Below are 17,837 nucleotides of genomic sequence, written 5' to 3'. Positions count from 1 at the left end.
GCCCTTGGTGCCATCGCGAGCCGATCACCGCCCGAAACTCATGCGTCACATGCGTCACATGCGCCACAGGCATCGGCGATTCGGTCATATCTGCACCGGCCCTGGGCCGCCCCGGCACGGCGGTCACAGGTTCACCCCTTGCGGTTCAAGGGCCCCTGCACGTCCGAAAGCGAGCGCGTTCGAATCCCGCGGCATGTCGTTATGCCGTGCATGCCGAGCCATCCAGGTGCGGCACAGCCCCCAAGGAGGGATACAGGTGACTGTGACTGACGCCTCGACTGCAAACGAGGAGACGCCGCCCCCTCCACCCCCGGCCAGCATCACCTTCGAGGGCAAGTACGGGAAGAACCCGCTTGCAGATGCCAGTTTCGGAGCAATGTGCCGACGCCTTCCCTCCGTGCTCGGGCACACCGCGCGGATGGCGTGGGCCGTCGACAGGGCCGGCGTCGTGCTGCTCCTGGTCTGCCAGTTGCTCACCGGCATCGCGGCCGGTGTCGTCCTAGCTTTCACCGCCCAGGCGATGACCCACCTCCTCGCCACCGGCACAGTTTCCGGACGTCTGCACGCCGCACTGCCCGCTCTGGTAGTGGTGACAACAGCTGCGGGCATTGGCCGCATCTGTGGAGCTCTGTCCTCTTACGCCGACGGACGGATCACACCTCTGCTGATGACCGAGGCGGACGTTGCCCTCGTCGCCGCCGTGTGCCGCGTGGAGTCAGCCGCGTACGGCGAGGACGGGTTCGCCGACCGGCAGGAGGCCGCCGAAGTCGGCGTCACCCGGACCCGGATGATGGTGCAGGATGCCCAGCGGTTCATGTCCGCCCTGATCCGCATGATCGCCGCGAGCGGGGTCATCACCGCGCTGCACCCGCTGATGCTGCCTCTGCTCCTGCTGGCCGTGCTCCCGGCCGGCGCCGGCGCAGTGCTGTCCGCACGCGTGGACTACGAGACCCACTACCTCAACGTCGGCGACCGCAACGTGCGCTCCATGATGCGCTGGTGGGCCACCTACTCCCGCTACGGCGACGAGGTCCGCGCCAACGGCATGACCGACTACCTCATTTACTGGTATCGCGCTCTGTCCGACCGGATCGACCAGCGCACCGTGACCGCAGCCCCGCGGATGCTCCGCATCGTCCTGGCCACCAGCGCCTTGGGCGGAATCTTTCAACTGGGTACCTGGGCCACCCTCGCCTGGCTGGCCACCACCGGCCGGGTCGCCCTGCCCGTCGCGGCCACTGCCTTGGTGGCCGTCCAGACCACACTGGCCTCGCTCTCCCAGTTCGTCATCCACGGCGCCGCGATGTTCCACACCTCGCTCTACCTGGCCGACATGAGGTCCTTCCTCGACATGGCCATCGAACGAGCCCCCAAGCGCGGGGAATTGACCATCCCGGAACGCGTGGACGAGATCCGCCTCGACGAGGTCGTGTACCAGTACCCCGGCAAGGAGGAACCAGCCGTTGCGGGGGTCTCGCTCACGCTGCGCCGCGGCGAGATCCTGGCTATCGTCGGTGAGAACGGCTCGGGCAAGTCAACCCTGGCCAAGCTCATCACCGGCATTCTCCTCGCCGACAAGGGGCGCGTCCTGTGGGACAGCATCGACCTTGCCCGGGCCGCCCCCGAGGCCGTGTGGAAACGCACCGCGCTCGTCCCGCAGGGGTTCGCGTGCTGGCCCCTGCGCGTCCGCGAGAACATCACCCTCGGTCAGCCCAAGACGTACGACGATGGGCCGGTGTGGGACGTCGTCGACGCCGTCGGTATGCGGGAAGCGATCGAGAAACTGCCCCACCAGCTCGACACCCTCCTCGCCAAGGAGCTGTTCGGCGGCGCCGAGCTGTCCGGAGGGCAGTGGCAGCGACTCGTGTGCGGCCGCGCGCTCTACAGGCAAACGCCGCTCCTGATCTTGGATGAGCCGACCTCACAGATGGATGCCCGCGGTGAGCACGCCATCTTCCTGGAGATCAAACGGATCGCCGCCGAGCGCATGACGATCGTCGTCACCCACCAACTCGAGAACACACGGCTCGCCGACCGCATCCTCGTCATGGACAAAGGCCGAGTCATCGAACAGGGCAGGTACGAGGACCTTGTAAACGCCGGAGGACTGTTCGCAGAACTCGTCGCCCTGGCCAAGGACCGGTAACATCCACGGACTTCGCTACCTACCTGGCCGGGCTGCTTGTTGTCAACCTCAAGGGCAACGGATCCCACTGACCTCCCATGCGTGATGTCGTCATGGTGCGGGGCGGGCCTCAGTCCCGTGCCGGGGAGGCGGCAGTTGGAAGGAAAGGTCATCTTCCAGGCGCGGTGGTACAAGTGACGCCAAAGTTCTATGGTCGTCCCAGGACTTGGTGTCGGGCGGCACGGGGTCAGCTCCGGATATGCGAACTGCTCGCCAGGCAGGCCGGGCTGGCTTTCATGTCCCTCGTCGGTATGTGTTCTCTCATCTCCCAAAACCCCAGGAGCCACGGGCCTTAAACGCCCGGTGGAATCTCCGACCGGGTGGGCGGAAAATGGGAGGTACGCGTGCACAAGGCCACTTTGTCCGAGATGACCGCTGAAGTCCCCATGTTGATGATCTTTGTCATCGTGGGGGCTTACGTCATCGTCTACCTGTTGGCCGTCCTGGTTGCCCTGTTCCACGGGGACCCGGCTCGCCGGAAGGGTGCCGTTCGTCTACTCAAGGGGCACCCTCTGTCCTATCGGCAAAGGGACGAGGCGGGTAGGTAACGCTGCGGGGTCCTCGGTGGTTTCGAGGGCCCCGTCCGTCTGGGCCCGAAGCCCGCCCGTACGGCCGCCGCGCTTTCGCCGATCCGGAGGACCTGATCGCCGGCGTCCGGCGCGCTTTCGCCAGCTCCAGTACCGGTGCAACGTCCTCGAAGGTCGCCTCGCCGCACCGGAGTGGCCCCCTTCGCCCTATGATCGAACACATGAGCGTTCCTGCTGAGGGGCTGACTCTGGGGGCTGTCAGCGAACTGATCCAGCGCAAGATCCTGACCGACACCGTACGCATCAGCCGGGAGGGTGAGCCGGTCTTCAACCCCGACACCGGCCAATACGAGCCCGGACCGCCCGTCATCCTTTATGAAGGACATGGCGGCATCTTCCCGAACGGCGATCCGGGGATCGTGCTGCACCTGGAAGGCCAGGCGTACGTAGACGACTCCACATCCAAATACAAGCTGATCACACCTCTGGAGGCCCCAGTGGCTTCCCGCGATGACACGGTGAGCGTCGTCAACGCTGCAGACCCCGCAGCGGTCGGCCGCATGTGGCGGGTCCTCGACGTCGGGCAGACTTCTACCCTGGCAGTCGTCAGGACGACTTTCCTGGACCAGAACACGCAGTCCAGCACTTCAAGTAGCCCCTCGTGAGCACGCCGATCGACACCGGGGCTGAACGGGAGAAGCTGGAGTCGACGCTGCTGGTGGACACGGTGCGGATCATCCGGCCGATGGGGACCCCTCAACTCGACCCCTCGACCGGTCTCCTGGGGCCGGTGCCGGCGGAAATGGTCTACGAGGGGCGGGGAGCTGTCCTGTCTGGCCACGGCCAAGTGACCGCGCAGCACGTACTCGGGCGTGAATGGCTGGACGACACCGTCAGCTGGTATCGGCTCCTCACGCCGGTTTCGGCGCCGGTTCCGGCGCGCTACGACCGTGTGGAAGTTGTGGCCGCAGCGGGCGAACACGCAGCGACAGTCAACCGGATATGGCAGGTCCTCGACCCGTCGGAGGCGTCCACGGTCGAGATCGTTCGGGTGACCCGCCTCGACGAGATCACCCCTCCATAGGCGGTCGGCGAGCTGGATTGTCAGGGGATACCCGTAGGCTTATATAGGTGCCAACACATCAGAGTTCAGAACGCACCTTGCTTGAGGGTGAACCCCTGCCAGTCCGTGTCACCGGGTGCGGCCGTACGGCCATAGTGGAGATCGGCGGTCACGACGTCTCCCGGAACCTTGCCTCGTACTCGCTGGTCCACCAAGCGGGCGAGGTACCGCGAATGGTCATCGAGCTCTCCCCGGCATCCACAGCGACCGGTGTGTTCGAGGGCCTGGCCCACATCGTCATCGGCGACCCGCCGGGCCCTGGCCCGGCAGCGGCTGCCTTCCTCTCCGCGATCAGTCCCGCCGAACTGGAGAAGGCCGCGCTCGACCGCCACGACCTCATGGACGGCCGCCCGCACGAGCTGACCCGCGCCACGCTCGCCCTGCTACGGGAATGGGCCCTTGGCCAGTGGGACGGCCCGGAACCGGAGGACGGGGAGTGAACCATTGGCATCCTCGCTGAACCCGCATCCCAACGCCCACCCGCTCGCGGGCGCCTACTCCAACGCAGCCCAGATCGCCGCGCAGCTCGACGCCAGGGCCGCACGCACGCTGCCCGAGGTCACGGCCACGGTGCAGCACTACGCGATGCTGCTGGAGACCCGGATCAAAGCCAAGGCCAGCGGCAGGCCGGGACCGAACGCCCCCACGGGCGACTATCGGCGCTCCTGGACGCACGAGGTGTCTGCGGACGGGGTCGCTGTCACGGCTGTTGTCGGCACAAACAAACCCCAAGCGCGACGCCTGGAGTACGGCTTCGTCGGCGCCGACACTCTGGGGCGCGTCTACAACCAGCCCCCTTACCCGCACGTGGGTCCAGCTGTTGAAGAGATCCGGCCGCTGTTCATCGCGGCGCTCGGCGACACCATCGGCGATGATCCGTGAGCGGCAGCTACCCAAATGGCGGGGCTGGACGTCGGCTTCGTCAGCTGACGCGTCACCAAAGAAGAGGAGGAGTAGGTGCCCGTCTCCGGCCGAGAAGTCTCCCTCGCAGCCCAGAAGACGCTCGCCACGGCAACCGGCCGAAGCTGCGGCTACGGGACAGCCCCGACAGCATCAAATACACCCACCGGCGCCACGATTCCCTACAGCGTGCTCTACCCGCTGGGCGTGACCACCAGCGGGCCACCGTACGGCGATGGGGACGCTGACGCCCGCGTGCTCATCCAGGTCACGTCCGTTGCCTCGACCGCCGAACAGGTCGAGTGGATGGCTGACAAGGTCCGTACCGCCCTCCTCGGGCGCTCCAACGGGACCTACACCAACGCCATCACGATCACCGGCTGCGCCGTGATGGGCCGTGAGCTGGACAAGGAGGAAGGGATCTCTGTCAGCGGCGGCGTATACAGTTATGTCCAGCGGTACGTCCTCACCGTGACCACTCTCGGGTCCTGACGTACCAGCTACCTCACCGCGGAGGCCCCCTCGCGGACGCCCGGCCGACCGGCACGGGCCGATTCCCTCACCGATCGCGCACGCACTCCCGCGCGACCTGATGGGGACGGGCCTCCGGTGCGTACTCCGGGCCGTCCCCGGAGAGCGAGAATCTGTGGGCACCACCCAGCAGCGGTTCATGCGCCGCGGCGTCACCAAGTTCATCTTCTGCAAGACCATCCAAGCGGCCACCAACATCCCGACCCGGCCCGAGCTGACCGGAGCCAACGCCACCGACGTATCCGGTGCCGTATCCGACGTCGAGGGCTTCTCCTTGGAGAACACCCCGCTGGAAACCCCGGACATGGCCAGCACGTTCACGCCGAACATCCCCGGCGAGGACAAGGCCGACGGCAGCGCCCTCACCCTCTACGAGGACAAGGTCGACGACACCCTGGAAACGCTCCTGAGCAAGGGCGTGGAGGGGTACATCGCGATCCTGCGCAAGGGCGATGTACCGGGTTCCAAGAGCATGGACGTCTTCCCTGTCCGCGTGGGCTCGCGCAGCCCGAGCTACACCACCAGCGCCGAACCGGCGAAGTTCAAGGTCAGCTTCTCGATCACGGAACTGCCCACCCTCGACGCGGCCGTGCCGGCCGCAGCCTGAGGGAGGAGTGCCGCATGTCCACCATCACCCCGCCGCCGGCGGCGGTCGCCAAGGACGCGCACTGGGCTGCGAAGATGGCCCGCCTGCGCGCCAGGACTCTGCCCGAGCGCACCCTGTCGATCTGCGACGACACGGGGGTCAAGCGCGACGTCACAGACGCCGCGCTCGCCCTTGCGAAGGCTCGCACGAGAGCGACGGCCGAAGGGATCGAGCAAGGCGTTCCCGAGGCGCAGCGCGAGGAATGGGTCACCTCGCAGCCCGATGTCCTGGCTGCCGACAGTGCGCTTGATGCCGCGCAGCGAGCCCAGGACGATGCCACGATCACTCTCACCTTCCGGGCGCTTCCGCGCCCGGTGTGGGAACAGCTGCTGCGGGATCACCCGCCGACGGAGTCCCAGGCCGAGCAGGGCATGGAGTACAACGTCGAGACGTTCCCTGCGGCCCTGATCTCTGCCTGCCACATCGAGCGCGACGCGGATGGCACGGTCGTCGAGGGCATGACCGAGGCGGACGCGCAGGAGCTGCTTGACACCTGGCCGGACGCGGAAGCCAAGGCACTGTTCACGGCGGCCCTTTTGGTGAACCAGACGCTCAGGTCGGATCTGGGAAAAGGCTGATCTCCGATCCGGTTTTCCGGGCGGAGATGGAGCTGTGCGATCGATACGGCATCGCGCACTCACAACTGGTCGGTGCCGGTGACGGGCGCTGGTCGGCGCTGGACCGGGCGAAGGCACTGGCCTACCTCGCCTTCACGAAGGCGGTGTGCGACGGCTGTGGCACCCGCGCGGCTGAGTGGAGTGAGGAGAAGGGCGGCGACCGGTTCGCCTACGTTCCCGAGACGTACCGCTGCTCGGGGTGCGAGTTGATCGAAATGGAGCGGGAGCAGGTACCAGAAGGCGCGGAGGGGCGAGGCATCAAGATCGGGCTGCGGCCCCGGAAGGACGGCTAGCACGTGGCCGGCGCCTACAACCTCTACGTCAACCTCATTGCCAACTACGGTGCGCTCACGTCCGGGCTGCGACAGTCAGCGGGACAACTGCGGTCCTTCGACGGGCAGCTCGCTGCCGTCGGCAACCGGATGGGCACGGTGCAGGCCGCCACCCAGCGGCTTGCCCGTGCCCAAGCTGAGGCGTCCGCACAGATGGTGCGCGCGCAGACGCAGGTCACCCGAGCGACGCAGCGAGCTGGGCAGGCGCAGCAACAGGTCACCCGCATCCAGCGCACTCAGCAGCTCGCCTCGTCGCTCGCGGCCCGTGCTCAGATGGCGCAGGCCACCGCCACCACGAGCGCGGCTGCCGCGCAGGCGACCGCCGCGCGTACGGCTGCCGCAGCGCAGGCCGCGCAGGCGCGCGGTGCTGCGAACGCCGGGCAGCTTGCCGAGCGTGCCGCGCGGGCGCAGGCCATCGCCGACCGGTACGCACAGGGCACGGCCGTCTCTCAGCTGCGTGCGGCCTCCGCCGCCGGAGCCGCGACTCGCGCCAACCAGCTCGCGGCGCGGGCGTCGACCGGTCTCGCTGACGCAGAAACTCGTGCTCGTTCTGCGGTCGCCACGCGCGACGAGGCCCAGCGGACCGCAGCCCGGAACGCGCAAGTGTCCGCCGCGCGGGTGGCCCGGGCACAGGGCGAAGTCATCACCGCGATGAACACCCGGGCGAAGTCGCTTGCGCAGACGGGCCTCGTGCTCGGTGCTGCGCTGGGTGTGGGAGTGGCCGAAGCCATCGCACTGGAGCGGGCGATGGCCAACGTGATGACGATTTCCCAGCAGATCACCGGCGACAACATCGCGGTCTTCACCGATCAGATCGTCGAGCTGAGCACGAAGCTGCCGCAAACCGCCGAGCAACTGGCCGACGGCCTCTACCAGATTGTCTCCACCGGCTTCGACGGTGCCGAGGCCATGGACATCCTCCAGGTCGCGGCGCAGGGCGCGGCGGCAGGTCTCACCACCACCGAGACCAGCGCCCGAGCGTTGCTTGGCGTGCTGAAGGCGTATGGGCTGGAGGCCAAAGACGCCAGCGACGTCATGGACGTGATGTTCCAGACGGTCAACCTGGGGGTCATCTCCTACGAGGAGCTCGCGCAGCAGCTCGGCGACGTCGTTCCCATGGCCGCGGCGGCGGGCGTCGAGTTCGATGACCTATCGAGCGCCTTGGCTGCGATCACGCTGGCGGGCATCCCGGCCGCCGAGAGCGCCACGGCCCTCAACATGCTCATGACCCGGCTGATGAAGCCGACCAAGGAGCTGCGGGAGGAAATCAGGGGTCTGGGCTACGAGTCGACCGCGTCCGCCGTCGAGCAGGACGGCCTGTACGTGGTGGTCAACAAGCTGAACCGGGCCGCCGGAGGGACCGCCGAAAACCTTGCGAACATGTGGAGGGACATCCGCGCCACCAGGGCCGCTCTCGCCCTGGCGGCCGCCGATGGCGCGAACTACGCCGATACCTACGAGGGGATCGCGAACGAGGTCGAGCGAGCCGGCGCCACGCAGAAGGCGTACGCGATCCAGATGGACACGACCGCGGGCCAGTGGCAGCTGTTCAGCAACCAGGCCCGCGCTCTCGGGATCGACTTGGGCCGCGCGCTGCTGCCGGCATTGAAGGAGATCGGCGGCGCCCTCAATGTCTTCGCTGGCGCGATCAATGACCTGCCTGGTCCCGTCAAAAGCTTCGCCGGAGCCTTGATGGCCGTGTCGGTGGCGAGTCTCCTGGTAAGCGCGGGGATCACCAAGATCAACGCGCAGCTTCTCGCGTTCCGCACGGCGCTCGCCGCGACCCGCGCCGGCGGCACGGTCATGCCGACAGTCATGGCCGGGGCCGGGCTCGCAGTGTCGGGCCTGACCGCGCTGCTCGCTGTCGGCACGATCGGCTACGCCGCGTACGCGGCGTCCAAGCAGAAGGCGAAGCAGGCCACCGAGGAGCTGGTCAGTGCGCTCAAGTCCGAGCGTGAGGAAGGCGAGTCCGGCGCTGCGCTTCGGACTCTCACCGAGCAGCTGACGAACTCCGATGATGCGGGGAAGCTGAAGAAGGTCGGCGTCGACATCGAGGACGCCATCGACGCTGTCGCCAGCGGTGGACGCAAGCTGTCCGAACTGCGCCGACGCATCCGCAACGAGGGATCGTTCGCGGTCACCGACCCCAGTGGAAGCCTCGGCAGCGCCGTATCGGTCGAGGCCGAAGACGCGGTCGAAGTGCTCGACAAGCAGCACAAGGTCTGGTCGAGCGCGGTGAAGAAGGAAGCCGAGCTCGCTCGACAGATGGACATCATCGAGTCCAAGATCAAGCAGTCGCGGGCGGGTATGGCTGCGGCCTGGAACCTCGACATGATGCTGCCGCTCGACAAGAACGGGGCCCCTCAGTACACGAAGGAGATGGAGGCCCTGGCGAAGGCCGTCGGCGATGTCGTCGACCCGGCCCGTGCCTTCAAGGACGCCCAGTCCGAGGCAGCCGAGTCCATGCGGAAGGCGGGCAAGAGCGCCGATGACGCGAAGGTCAGCCTGCGCGACTACATGCGCGAGCTGCGTGAACAGGCCAAGGCACAGCGGGACTTCCAGACGAACCTGTCCGAGCTGGGGCTGGCCGGATACTCGCCCCTCGTCGACCACTTCGCCGAACTCGGCGTGGACTCCGCACCCATGCTCGCGGAACTCGTCGGACAGCTGAAGAAGGGCAGGACGAACGTCGCCGACGAGATGCAGGGCATCGTCGAGGAGGACGCACGCCGCTCGACGGAGGCGTACCGGGTGGGCCTGGAGCAACTGCCCGCGATCGCCGCGAAGTACGGCGAGAAGACCGCGCGGGCATGGGCGCGGGCCTCCGAAACCAACGACCCAGCCCAGTTCAAGAACGTCACCGAGCAGATGGCCCTGCAGGACTTCGGCGGGGCGATACGCGAGTCCAGCCGAGACGCCCGTGACGAGTTCGCGCGCGGCATGGACCTGATCAACCAGGTGGCCCGCAAGCGCGGCCGGGACGCCGCCAACGCCCTGCGCGATGCCCTCCTGTCCGGGAACGTCGACAAGGTCATGGACGAGCTGTCGGCGACCTGGGGCGCTGACAAGCCCATCGAGGGGCCAGACCTCTCCAGGGTCGTCGCCGCGTTCAGAACGGCGGGCGGCCAGGCGAACTCCGAATGGTCCGGGATGCTCACCCTGATCGCGGCCGTCGCGAAGACCAAGGGCAGCGAGGCCGCCACAGCCCTCACCTCCGCCCTGCTGTCCGGCGACATGGACGCTGTGAAGACTCAGCTCGACGCCATCGGGGTGTCCGTCCAGAACATTCCGGGCCACAAGTCCGTCACCGTCAGCGTCACCGCGAACCAGCCGCCCCCCGTCGTCGTTCCCCTCCTCCTCCAGCGCCAAGCCACTTCCTGGGACCGCGACGCCAACGGCGTCCCCGACTCGATCCAGGCGCCAAAGGCCCAGGCCAACGGCTCGGTACTTGAGTTCTACGCCAATGGTGGCGTGCGCAAGGAACAGCACGTCGCCCAAATCGCCCCGGCCGGGAGCATGCGGATCTGGGCGGAGAAGGAGACGGGCGGAGAGGCGTACGTACCGCTGGCGGAGTCCAAGCGGCATCGCAGCAAGGCGATCGTCGGAGAGGTCGTCCGGCGCTTCGGCGGACAGGTGGAGTGGTACGCCGACGGCGGCCTGACCGACTGGTCGTACAGTACGCCGGAGCTGTTCAGCCTGTCCGGGATCGCGAGCGACTCCAGGGACAAGAAGGACCGCTTCAGCCTCTCCAAGTTCGCCAAGAACCTCCACAAGTCCGTGGCAGTAGCCCGCCGTTGGCGCAGCGACCTCGACACGGTCGCCCGGCGCGCCGGCCAGGACGTTGCCGACGCCCTCGCCGAGATGGGTGAGGACGGTATCGACCTGACCCACAAGATGGCGACCGGCAGCTCCAAGTACGTCAAGGCGATGGCGAAGGACCTGGAGGCGCTTGCCGCAACGGCCAAGGCGTCCCTGTCGTCGTACACGAGCCAGCTGAAGGCCGCGGTCAAGGATCAGCAGACCTTCGAGAAGAACATCACCCAGCTCGCCGCCATGGGCTACACAGACCTCGCCCGGATGCTGGCTGAGCAGGGCGACCAGGACGCCGAGGACCTGGCGGCCCAGGCCGTGAAGTCGCCGAAGAAGGCGAAAGACGCCAACATAGCGGCGAAGTCGGCAGGCACGACGATGTCAGACGAGGAGCTGGCCGACCTCGTGAAGATCATCGGTGCCATCAAGTCGTCGAAGACGGGCATTCATGCCGTGGCCGAAGCGACCGAGATGGACGAGGACCACATCATCGACGTCGCTAACGCGGGCAAGGCCCGCATCAAGAGCGCCCTCGGCAAGAAGGCAGACAAGTTCCTGTCTGACCTTGCGAAGGCATCCAAGCACCTGGCATACGCGAACGGCGGCATTCTCACGCCCGGCATCTACGCCACGTCGAACGGCATCGTGAAGTTCGCCGAGCCGGAGACCGGGGGCGAAGCCTTCGTCCCGCTCGGCGCCGACAAGCGGGGGTCGGCCACCGCCGTCCTCAGCGATGTTGCACAGCGGTTCGGCTACGTCCTCACCCCCCACGGGGTCACCGGCCCGGCTCGCCTCGTCGACGCCAAGCCGACGAGCGCCGTCCAGGTCGTCGTCATACGAGAGCAGCCCGCGGCACTCGTCGGCTCCATGCCGGTGACCGTCAACGGCGCCGCCGACGCCAAGGCAGCGGACCGTGTCGGTACGGAAATCATGCGGCGGCTGCGGAACGCCCAGCGAGGAGGCCGTATCTGATGGCGACGATCACCCAGGAGTGGCAGATCGACTTCGCCGGCGTCCTCATGGGCCCCGGCACGCCGTACCCGGTAAGCGAGGTCACCGGACTGGGCACTCCCGAAGTCCGCGCGCAGGACGTCGAGTTGCCCACGGACGACGGCTCGTTCCCCGGCGTGGACTACTACAGCCCTCGCATGGTGATGATCGAGGCCGGCATCCGGACACCAGGCGACCCGCGGGCCGCCGCCGACGCGCTCGCCGCACTCGACCAGGCCGCCGCCGACCCCGTGGTGCGGAAGACAGCGGGTGCCTTGCAGACCCTACGGCTGCGGTGGCCCGGCCGCGACAGCACCAAGCGGCTCTACGGCCGGGTCCGCCGAGTCGAGGCCGTGACCATGGCGCAGGCCGTCTACGGCTGGATCCCCGTAACCCTGGAGTTCGCGGCGACCGACCCGCGGTGGCACGGAGAGCCCGAACAGCAGGTCACCCTGCCTCTGGCCTACACGGGAGGCACCGGCTTCAAGGCCCCCGTAGCCGCTCCGATCACGACCGGCGTGGCAGACCCGACCGACCGCAGGGGCTGGGTCACCAACTATGGGGACATGCCGGCCTGGCCCTCCTTGAAGATCAAGGGCCCGGTAGTGAACCCCCGCATCTGGATCACAGAGACCGGGCGCATCCTCGACCTCGCGCTGACCCTCGGCGAGAACGACACCCTTCAGATCGACACGCGTCCCGGCACGCGCTGGGTCCTGCGCAACGGCGGCAACGCCGCCTCGGCGCTGTCCCCGGAATCCCGCCTGGACCTGTTCCAGATTCCGTCCGGAACCAGCGAGGTCCGGTGGATCGGCGCGGACTACACCAACTCCACCCGCCTCACGGTGGCGTGGCGCGACGCCTACACAGCCCTGTAAGGAGAGCACCACCAGATGGCACTGATCCAACCGCCCATGCTGACCCATGGCGGCACCCACCCCGCGCGCGCATTCCGGATGATGGTCCGCGACCTCGCGTCCGGGAACTCGGGCGTGACCGAAGGAAACGACCTGAAGGTCAGAGAGTGGGCCACCCCTGGTGCCGGCGTGCGTGTCGGCGACGGCTCGGCCGTGGTGGGAGGAGCGGCCTGGGGCCAGGGCTCCTACACCCAGTACAACGTGGGTGACGCCATCGTGCCGATCGCCCCCACGGGCTCCTCGGCTCGATCCGACCTGATCTGCCTGCGCGTCGAGGACCCGGAGTACGAAGGAAACCGGAACCCCGCCGCCGACGACATCGGCTACTTCCACGTGGTGTCCGGCGTCTCCGCCTCCACGAAGACGGTGCCGTCCGGCATGACGGCGATCCCGCTGGCACGACTCAACCTCCCGGCGAATACGGCCACGATCACCAACGCCATGATCACGGATCTGCGGCAGATCGCGAACCCGCGGCGTGATCGGAAGCTCTACACCGCCTACCCGTCCGCCCTGAGCGAGCTGAAGTACCAGGACAACAAGTGGCGCAACTGGCCGACCGCGGCGAGCTGGTCAGTCCCGATCCCCGCCTGGGCCATCTCGGCCAAGGTCGTCGTCACCATCGCCGGGCTTCGCATGGCCCGAGCCGACGTATTCGCCGCCATGCAGACGAAGCTCGGCTCCGACTTCGGCGAGAACACGGTCATCGACGACAACCAGGGCTCCGTCGTCCGCCGCCAAACCGTCGTCATCGCCGACAACATCACCATCAGTTGGGCGCAGCGCGGCACCACCCAGACGTTGTCACTGCAGACCTACATGTCCAAGGCCGAGACCGGTGACCTATCGGTCGACGGTTCGACATCGATCATCGCCGACGTCGAATTCACTGAAGGCGTCCTCTAACACGACGCGCACCACCACAAGCCCATCACGGCGCGGGGGAGAGCAAGGACGCGCCCGATGGCGTCGCAGTCGTACCGCTATCTCACCACCGACGCGCTGACCAACAAGGTCCTGGCCTGGGATCTGCCGCTGACCGGTGTCGAGTTCGGTCCCGCACTGTCCGCGACCGGAAGCCTCACCGGAGCCGTAGAACCTCGCCTGGCCCACCTGGTCCGCTCCCAGCTCGGCCCCGGCAACACCAAGATCTACGCAGAGCGTGACGGACGACTGTTGTGGGGCGGCCTGATTTGGCGAGCCGACCCTGAGGGCCAGCAGCTGAGCATCGAGGCCTCCGGCTGGGGCTCCTACCCATACCGGCGCTACGACCTCCACGGCCAGCTCAACGGACGCGGCCCCTACACCTACGCCGACCCGTGCAAGGTCATTCGCGACGTGTGGGCGTACTGCCAAGAACAGCCGGACGGCCAGCTCGGCATCCAGGTCGACGCCACCACCTCCAAGGCCACCGTCGGCACCCCGGAAGACCCCTACCGGATCGACTGGTGGGACACCCCCTCGCTCGGCGACGTCATCGAGGACATGGTCGCCGTCGAAGGCGGCCCCGAGTGGACTGAGGAGGCCGCCTGGCAGAACGGAACCCCGCGGGGCCGCATCCGCATCGGCTGGCCCCGCCTCGGCCGCCGCCGCACAGACATCCACTTCGAGTCCGGCGTGAACATCGTCAAGTCCGTCCCTGTCGAGTACGACGCCGACAACCTCGCCCAGGTCGTCATCGCCCTCGGCGCGGGCGAGGGCCGCAACCGGCGCCGCGCCGTGGACGCCGTGCGCGACGGACGGCTGCGCCTGGAGCACCTACTCGAGGTGCCGGAAGAGAAGGCGAACGACCGGCTGGCCGCCCGCGCCCGCACGGAACGCATCTCCCGCCAGGTCATCGGCGAGGTCACCGAGATCACCGTCCGCGATCACCCGTCGGCCCGCTTCGGATCCTGGCAGATCGGTGACGACGTACGGGCCCGGGTCCACGACCAGTGGACCGACTTCGACGCCTGGTGCCGCATCGTCGGCTGGCAGATCCGACCCGCCTCCGGCGAGGACCAGGAGCAGGCCGTCATCCAACTCCAGCGCGCGGACCGCTTCACCTACGGGGGAGGCACCGCGTGAGCAGCGACATCGCCCGCCTGGCCGCCCGCGTCGCCGTCCTGGAACGGCAGCTGGCCCGTACCACCCGCACCGCCCGCATGGCGTACTCGTCGATCGAGGACGGGGCGATCGAGGTCTACGACCAGGACGGCTCTCTACGCGGCAGCCTGGGCCTCCAGAACGACGGCACCGTCGGTTTCGTCGCCCACAACGGACCGCCGCCTCCCACCCCCAGGCCGCCTGTGGTGGAGTCCGCGTTGTCCGGGCTCACCGTCACCTGGCCCGGAACGTGGACGGACGCGGAGACTGCTCCGCTCGACCTGGCTGAAGTCCAGGTCCACCTGTCGACGACCGCCGACGCCGAACCGGACACCAGCAGCCCAGTAGCCGCCTTCCACACGGCCGCCGGCGGAAGCGTCACCCTCGCCACCGACACCTACGACCCGGTGTGGGTGCGCCTGATCGCGGTCAACACCTCCGGTACGGCCGGAGAGCCCTCGGCCGCTGTGCAGGTCCAAGCCCGCAAGGCCGTCCCCGATGACCTCGTCAACGCGATCATCGACGAAAATAAGCTAGCCCGCGGCGCGGTCACCGAAGCCGCGCTCGCCCTCGGGGCAGTCAACTCCACCGCGCTCGCGGACGGCGCGGTGCTCGCCGAGAAACTCGCCGCCAATTCCGTGACGCTGGGCAAAGTCGCGAGCGGCGCGGTGACCCTCAGCGCGCTCGGCGGCACGCTCGCGGACGCCACCAGCCAGCGCCTCGTCGACATGATGGGCGAGGCCGCCGTCTGGCAGACCACCGATCAGGGCAGCGACGCCACGTGGGCGCACCTTACCGGCGTACCGGACGCTCCCACCGGCCGGAACGTCGGTGAGGCCCGCGGCTTCATCCGGCTTCGTGGCACGACCCTTGTCCCGTACGAGCCCGGTGTCCTGTACCGGATCAGCGCCCGGATCAGAGCTACAGCCCAACTCGCGGCTGGCCCGGACGCGTTCTACGTCGGCGTGCTCGGCGTGGGCGCAGACCAGACCACCCTGGTCAACCGCGCCGGGGCGAACACCCCGAACAGCCACTTCTACATCGCGGCGTCGTATCGATCGCTGCCGACCACGGACGGCTGGGTCACGGTCGTCGGCTACCTCAAGGACCGCGCAGCCGCGGGCTCCGCCGGCCCCAACAACGACCCGCGCTCACCCGGCACCGTGCACGACGCCGTCCGATACATCACCCCCTACTTGTGGCTCAACTACGCCTCGATGGGTGTCTCCGGCTCCCCGGCCGTCATGCAGGTCGACGCCGTTGCCATCGAGGCGCTGAAGACCGGGATCGTCGACGCGACCAACCTCGTGAGCGGTTCGGTGACCGCCGCCGCGCTCGCGGCTGACTCGGTGATCGCTGGGAAGGTGGCGGCCGATGTCATCACGGGCCGTGAGATCGCAGCGAATTCGGTCACGGCGACCGAGATCGCGGCAGCCTCGATCTCCACGGACAAACTGGTGGTCGCGGGCGGTACGAACGTGCTCAGCGACCCCTCGTTCGAGGGCGCCTACACCGCGGCGATCGCCACGACCGTATGGTCCGTCGTCTCTGGCGGCAACGGCTCCGCGAAGGCGCTCCGCGTCGACGCCACGGCGACGGCCGCCACGACACGGTCCCTGAACGTCACGTCGATGCCGATCCTGAGCGGAGAGCAGCTCTACCTCGCCATCGACGCCAACGCGTCCGCCGACTGGGCGGGAGGCGCGCTCAAGTTCTACGCCCGGTGGTTGGACGGCACAGGCGCGACCGTCGGCTTCGGTGTCGCCCAGGTGGACGTCCCAGCTCGCGGCTCGTGGCAGCGCCTTGCCGCCACGGTCACGGCGCCGGCGAACACCACCGCGGCCACGGTCTGGGTGGAGACGTACCAGTCGACCGCCGGAGCCGTGCTGTGGGACAACGCAGTCGTCCGCCCGGTGGTGCCGGGCGTGCAGATCGCCGACGGCGCAGTCACCGCGCCCAAGATCCTCGCGGGAGCGGTGACGGCAGAGAAGATTGCGTCCTTGGCCATCACGGCCGAGAAGATCGCGGCGTTGTCCGTCACCACGGACAAGCTGAACGCGTTGTCCGTCACGGCGGACAAGATCGCGGCCAACGCTGTGACGGCAACGAAGATCTCGGCGGGCGCGATCGAAGCGACCCATATCAAGGCCGGGGCAATCACGGCGGACAAACTCGACGCGGACGCCATCAACGGTAAGACGATCAACGGAGCCGTCCTCACCGGCAGCACCCTCCAAACTGCCGCGAGCGGACAGCGAGTTGTCATCAGCCCCGGAAACACCAATCCGGAGACCGGATCGATTGAGTTCTATTCCGGCAGCGCCGATGAGTCAGCACCGGCAGAACTCAATACCGCCATCGCCTACGCTTCAGATTCCTCCGGCACCTACGAAGTTCCCAGCGTTTCACTCAGCGCCCCGAAGGTGACTGGTTCGAGCCAGGAAACAGGGGTGTTCCTGCAAAGCCACGTGCCGGGCTATTCGGGAGGAGTGTTCAACCTCTACGCAAACGATCTGAGCGGCAACGGAGTTGCCTACATCAACGGGTACGGCGCTGATACATCGGCCGCCGGCTCGTCCATCGAGCTGCACGTCCGCGACGCGCAGTCCGCATCGGCCCAGTCCACTGCCAAGCTCACATCCGGCGGCTTCGCGATCGACCGAGACCTCAGCGTGTACGGCAAATCCCAGGGGCGCGGATTTGTCGCACAGAAGACTCTGACCGCGAACGTCACCTTCTCCAGCACGGAGACGGCCCTCATCACCACCGGCAGTATCACGTTCAAGGTCGGCCGCGCCTACCGCGTTTCACTCTGGGCACTGCACAGTGCGGCCAGCGACAGCTACGCGCTATACCGAATCCGCAAGAACACCGTTTCCGGGACGATTTACAAGGATCAGATACGCGTCAACAATCTGCAAGCCTCCACAGCGAACGCCGCCGTTTCCGTCCAGACTATCCTGACCAACACCACGGGCAGCGACGTCACAGCCGCACTGTGCTGGACCGGAACTCAAGGCGGTGTCGCACAGACGTGGACGCTCGCCGCCAGCAGCAGCAACGTCGCCTATCTGCTGGTGGAGGACTGCGGCTCGGCCGACGACTACATCGGCCAGGCGATTACCTGACTAGCCCGATCATGGCAACTCAGATCTGTCCCGCTCTCAAGCAACG

14 protein-coding genes are annotated in these 17,837 nt (G+C 67.7%); all 14 read left to right on the top strand.

The window, feature by feature from the left end:
- Window positions 1–262 precede the first annotated feature (262 nt).
- The 14 genes from ACFU5F_RS04455 to ACFU5F_RS04390 all read left to right on the top strand — a co-directional run bounded on the left by ACFU5F_RS04455 (window position 263) and on the right by ACFU5F_RS04390 (window position 17,791).
- Window positions 263–2,146 (top strand): ATP-binding cassette domain-containing protein, encoded by a 1,884-nt coding sequence (locus ACFU5F_RS04455; RefSeq protein ID WP_383882066.1) that lies wholly within the window; start codon window positions 263–265, stop codon window positions 2,144–2,146.
- A gap of 787 nt (window positions 2,147–2,933) precedes the next feature.
- The gene (locus ACFU5F_RS04450) at window positions 2,934–3,377 is read left to right on the top strand and encodes a DUF6093 family protein (protein ID WP_383881760.1); all 444 of its coding nucleotides are present in this window, start codon (window positions 2,934–2,936) and stop codon (window positions 3,375–3,377) included.
- Window positions 3,374–3,796 carry a DUF6093 family protein gene (locus ACFU5F_RS04445; protein WP_383881757.1) on the top strand — a complete coding sequence of 141 codons (423 nt, stop codon included), beginning with the start codon at window positions 3,374–3,376 and terminating at the stop codon, window positions 3,794–3,796. The genes ACFU5F_RS04450 and ACFU5F_RS04445 overlap by 4 nt, the downstream gene beginning before the upstream one ends.
- Window positions 3,797–4,008: 212 nt before the next feature.
- Window positions 4,009–4,275 carry a hypothetical protein gene (locus ACFU5F_RS04440; RefSeq protein ID WP_383881754.1) on the top strand — a complete coding sequence of 89 codons (267 nt, stop codon included), beginning with the start codon at window positions 4,009–4,011 and terminating at the stop codon, window positions 4,273–4,275.
- A 4-nt stretch (window positions 4,276–4,279) separates the two neighbouring features.
- A complete protein-coding gene (locus ACFU5F_RS04435) occupies window positions 4,280–4,717 on the top strand; it encodes an HK97 gp10 family phage protein (protein ID WP_383881751.1) in 438 nt (145 codons plus the stop codon).
- A gap of 75 nt (window positions 4,718–4,792) precedes the next feature.
- Window positions 4,793–5,227, top strand: a complete 435-nt coding sequence (locus ACFU5F_RS04430) for a hypothetical protein (protein ID WP_383882076.1) — start codon at window positions 4,793–4,795, stop codon at window positions 5,225–5,227.
- Between the two features lie 154 nt (window positions 5,228–5,381).
- Complete coding sequence (locus tag ACFU5F_RS04425; RefSeq protein WP_383882074.1) at window positions 5,382–5,873, top strand: hypothetical protein; 492 nt, start codon at window positions 5,382–5,384, stop codon at window positions 5,871–5,873.
- Between the two features lie 14 nt (window positions 5,874–5,887).
- Window positions 5,888–6,490 carry a hypothetical protein gene (locus tag ACFU5F_RS04420; protein ID WP_383881748.1) on the top strand — a complete coding sequence of 201 codons (603 nt, stop codon included), beginning with the start codon at window positions 5,888–5,890 and terminating at the stop codon, window positions 6,488–6,490.
- 26 nt (window positions 6,491–6,516) lie between these two features.
- On the top strand, window positions 6,517–6,822 hold the full coding sequence (locus ACFU5F_RS04415) for a hypothetical protein (protein WP_383881745.1): 306 nt from the start codon (window positions 6,517–6,519) through the stop codon (window positions 6,820–6,822).
- Window positions 6,823–6,825: 3 nt separating this feature from the next.
- The gene (locus ACFU5F_RS04410) at window positions 6,826–11,643 is read left to right on the top strand and encodes a phage tail tape measure protein (RefSeq protein ID WP_383881742.1); all 4,818 of its coding nucleotides are present in this window, start codon (window positions 6,826–6,828) and stop codon (window positions 11,641–11,643) included.
- Window positions 11,643–12,539: a phage distal tail protein gene (locus tag ACFU5F_RS04405; RefSeq protein ID WP_383881740.1), complete on the top strand. Its 897-nt coding sequence runs from the start codon at window positions 11,643–11,645 to the stop codon at window positions 12,537–12,539. The genes ACFU5F_RS04410 and ACFU5F_RS04405 overlap by 1 nt, the downstream gene beginning before the upstream one ends.
- A gap of 15 nt (window positions 12,540–12,554) precedes the next feature.
- Complete coding sequence (locus ACFU5F_RS04400) at window positions 12,555–13,484, top strand: hypothetical protein (protein ID WP_383881737.1); 930 nt, start codon at window positions 12,555–12,557, stop codon at window positions 13,482–13,484.
- Between the two features lie 57 nt (window positions 13,485–13,541).
- Window positions 13,542–14,645 (top strand): hypothetical protein, encoded by a 1,104-nt coding sequence (locus tag ACFU5F_RS04395; protein ID WP_383881734.1) that lies wholly within the window; start codon window positions 13,542–13,544, stop codon window positions 14,643–14,645.
- The gene (locus ACFU5F_RS04390; RefSeq protein ID WP_383881732.1) at window positions 14,642–17,791 is read left to right on the top strand and encodes a hypothetical protein; all 3,150 of its coding nucleotides are present in this window, start codon (window positions 14,642–14,644) and stop codon (window positions 17,789–17,791) included. The genes ACFU5F_RS04395 and ACFU5F_RS04390 overlap by 4 nt, the downstream gene beginning before the upstream one ends.
- The last annotated feature ends 46 nt before the right edge of the window (window positions 17,792–17,837 follow it).

The organism is Streptomyces sp. NPDC057438 (genome assembly GCF_042802995.1).
Lineage (GTDB): Bacteria > Actinomycetota > Actinomycetes > Streptomycetales > Streptomycetaceae > Streptomyces.
The sequence above is the reverse complement of the archived record's forward strand: the minus strand, read 5'-3'. Positions and strand labels throughout refer to the sequence as shown.

Excerpts from the sequence above, each read along its gene's own strand:
- ACFU5F_RS04395 (WP_383881734.1), top strand. The coding sequence starts at position 13,542 with ATGGCGTCGCAGTCGTACCGCTATCTCACCACCGACGCGCTGACCAAC.
- ACFU5F_RS04400 (WP_383881737.1), top strand. The coding sequence starts at position 12,555 with ATGGCACTGATCCAACCGCCCATGCTGACCCATGGCGGCACCCACCCC.
- ACFU5F_RS04405 (WP_383881740.1), top strand. The coding sequence starts at position 11,643 with ATGGCGACGATCACCCAGGAGTGGCAGATCGACTTCGCCGGCGTCCTC.
- ACFU5F_RS04440 (WP_383881754.1), top strand. The coding sequence starts at position 4,009 with ATGGTCATCGAGCTCTCCCCGGCATCCACAGCGACCGGTGTGTTCGAG.
- ACFU5F_RS04415 (WP_383881745.1), top strand. The coding sequence starts at position 6,517 with ATGGAGCTGTGCGATCGATACGGCATCGCGCACTCACAACTGGTCGGT.
- ACFU5F_RS04450 (WP_383881760.1), top strand. The coding sequence starts at position 2,934 with ATGAGCGTTCCTGCTGAGGGGCTGACTCTGGGGGCTGTCAGCGAACTG.
- ACFU5F_RS04420 (WP_383881748.1), top strand. The coding sequence starts at position 5,888 with ATGTCCACCATCACCCCGCCGCCGGCGGCGGTCGCCAAGGACGCGCAC.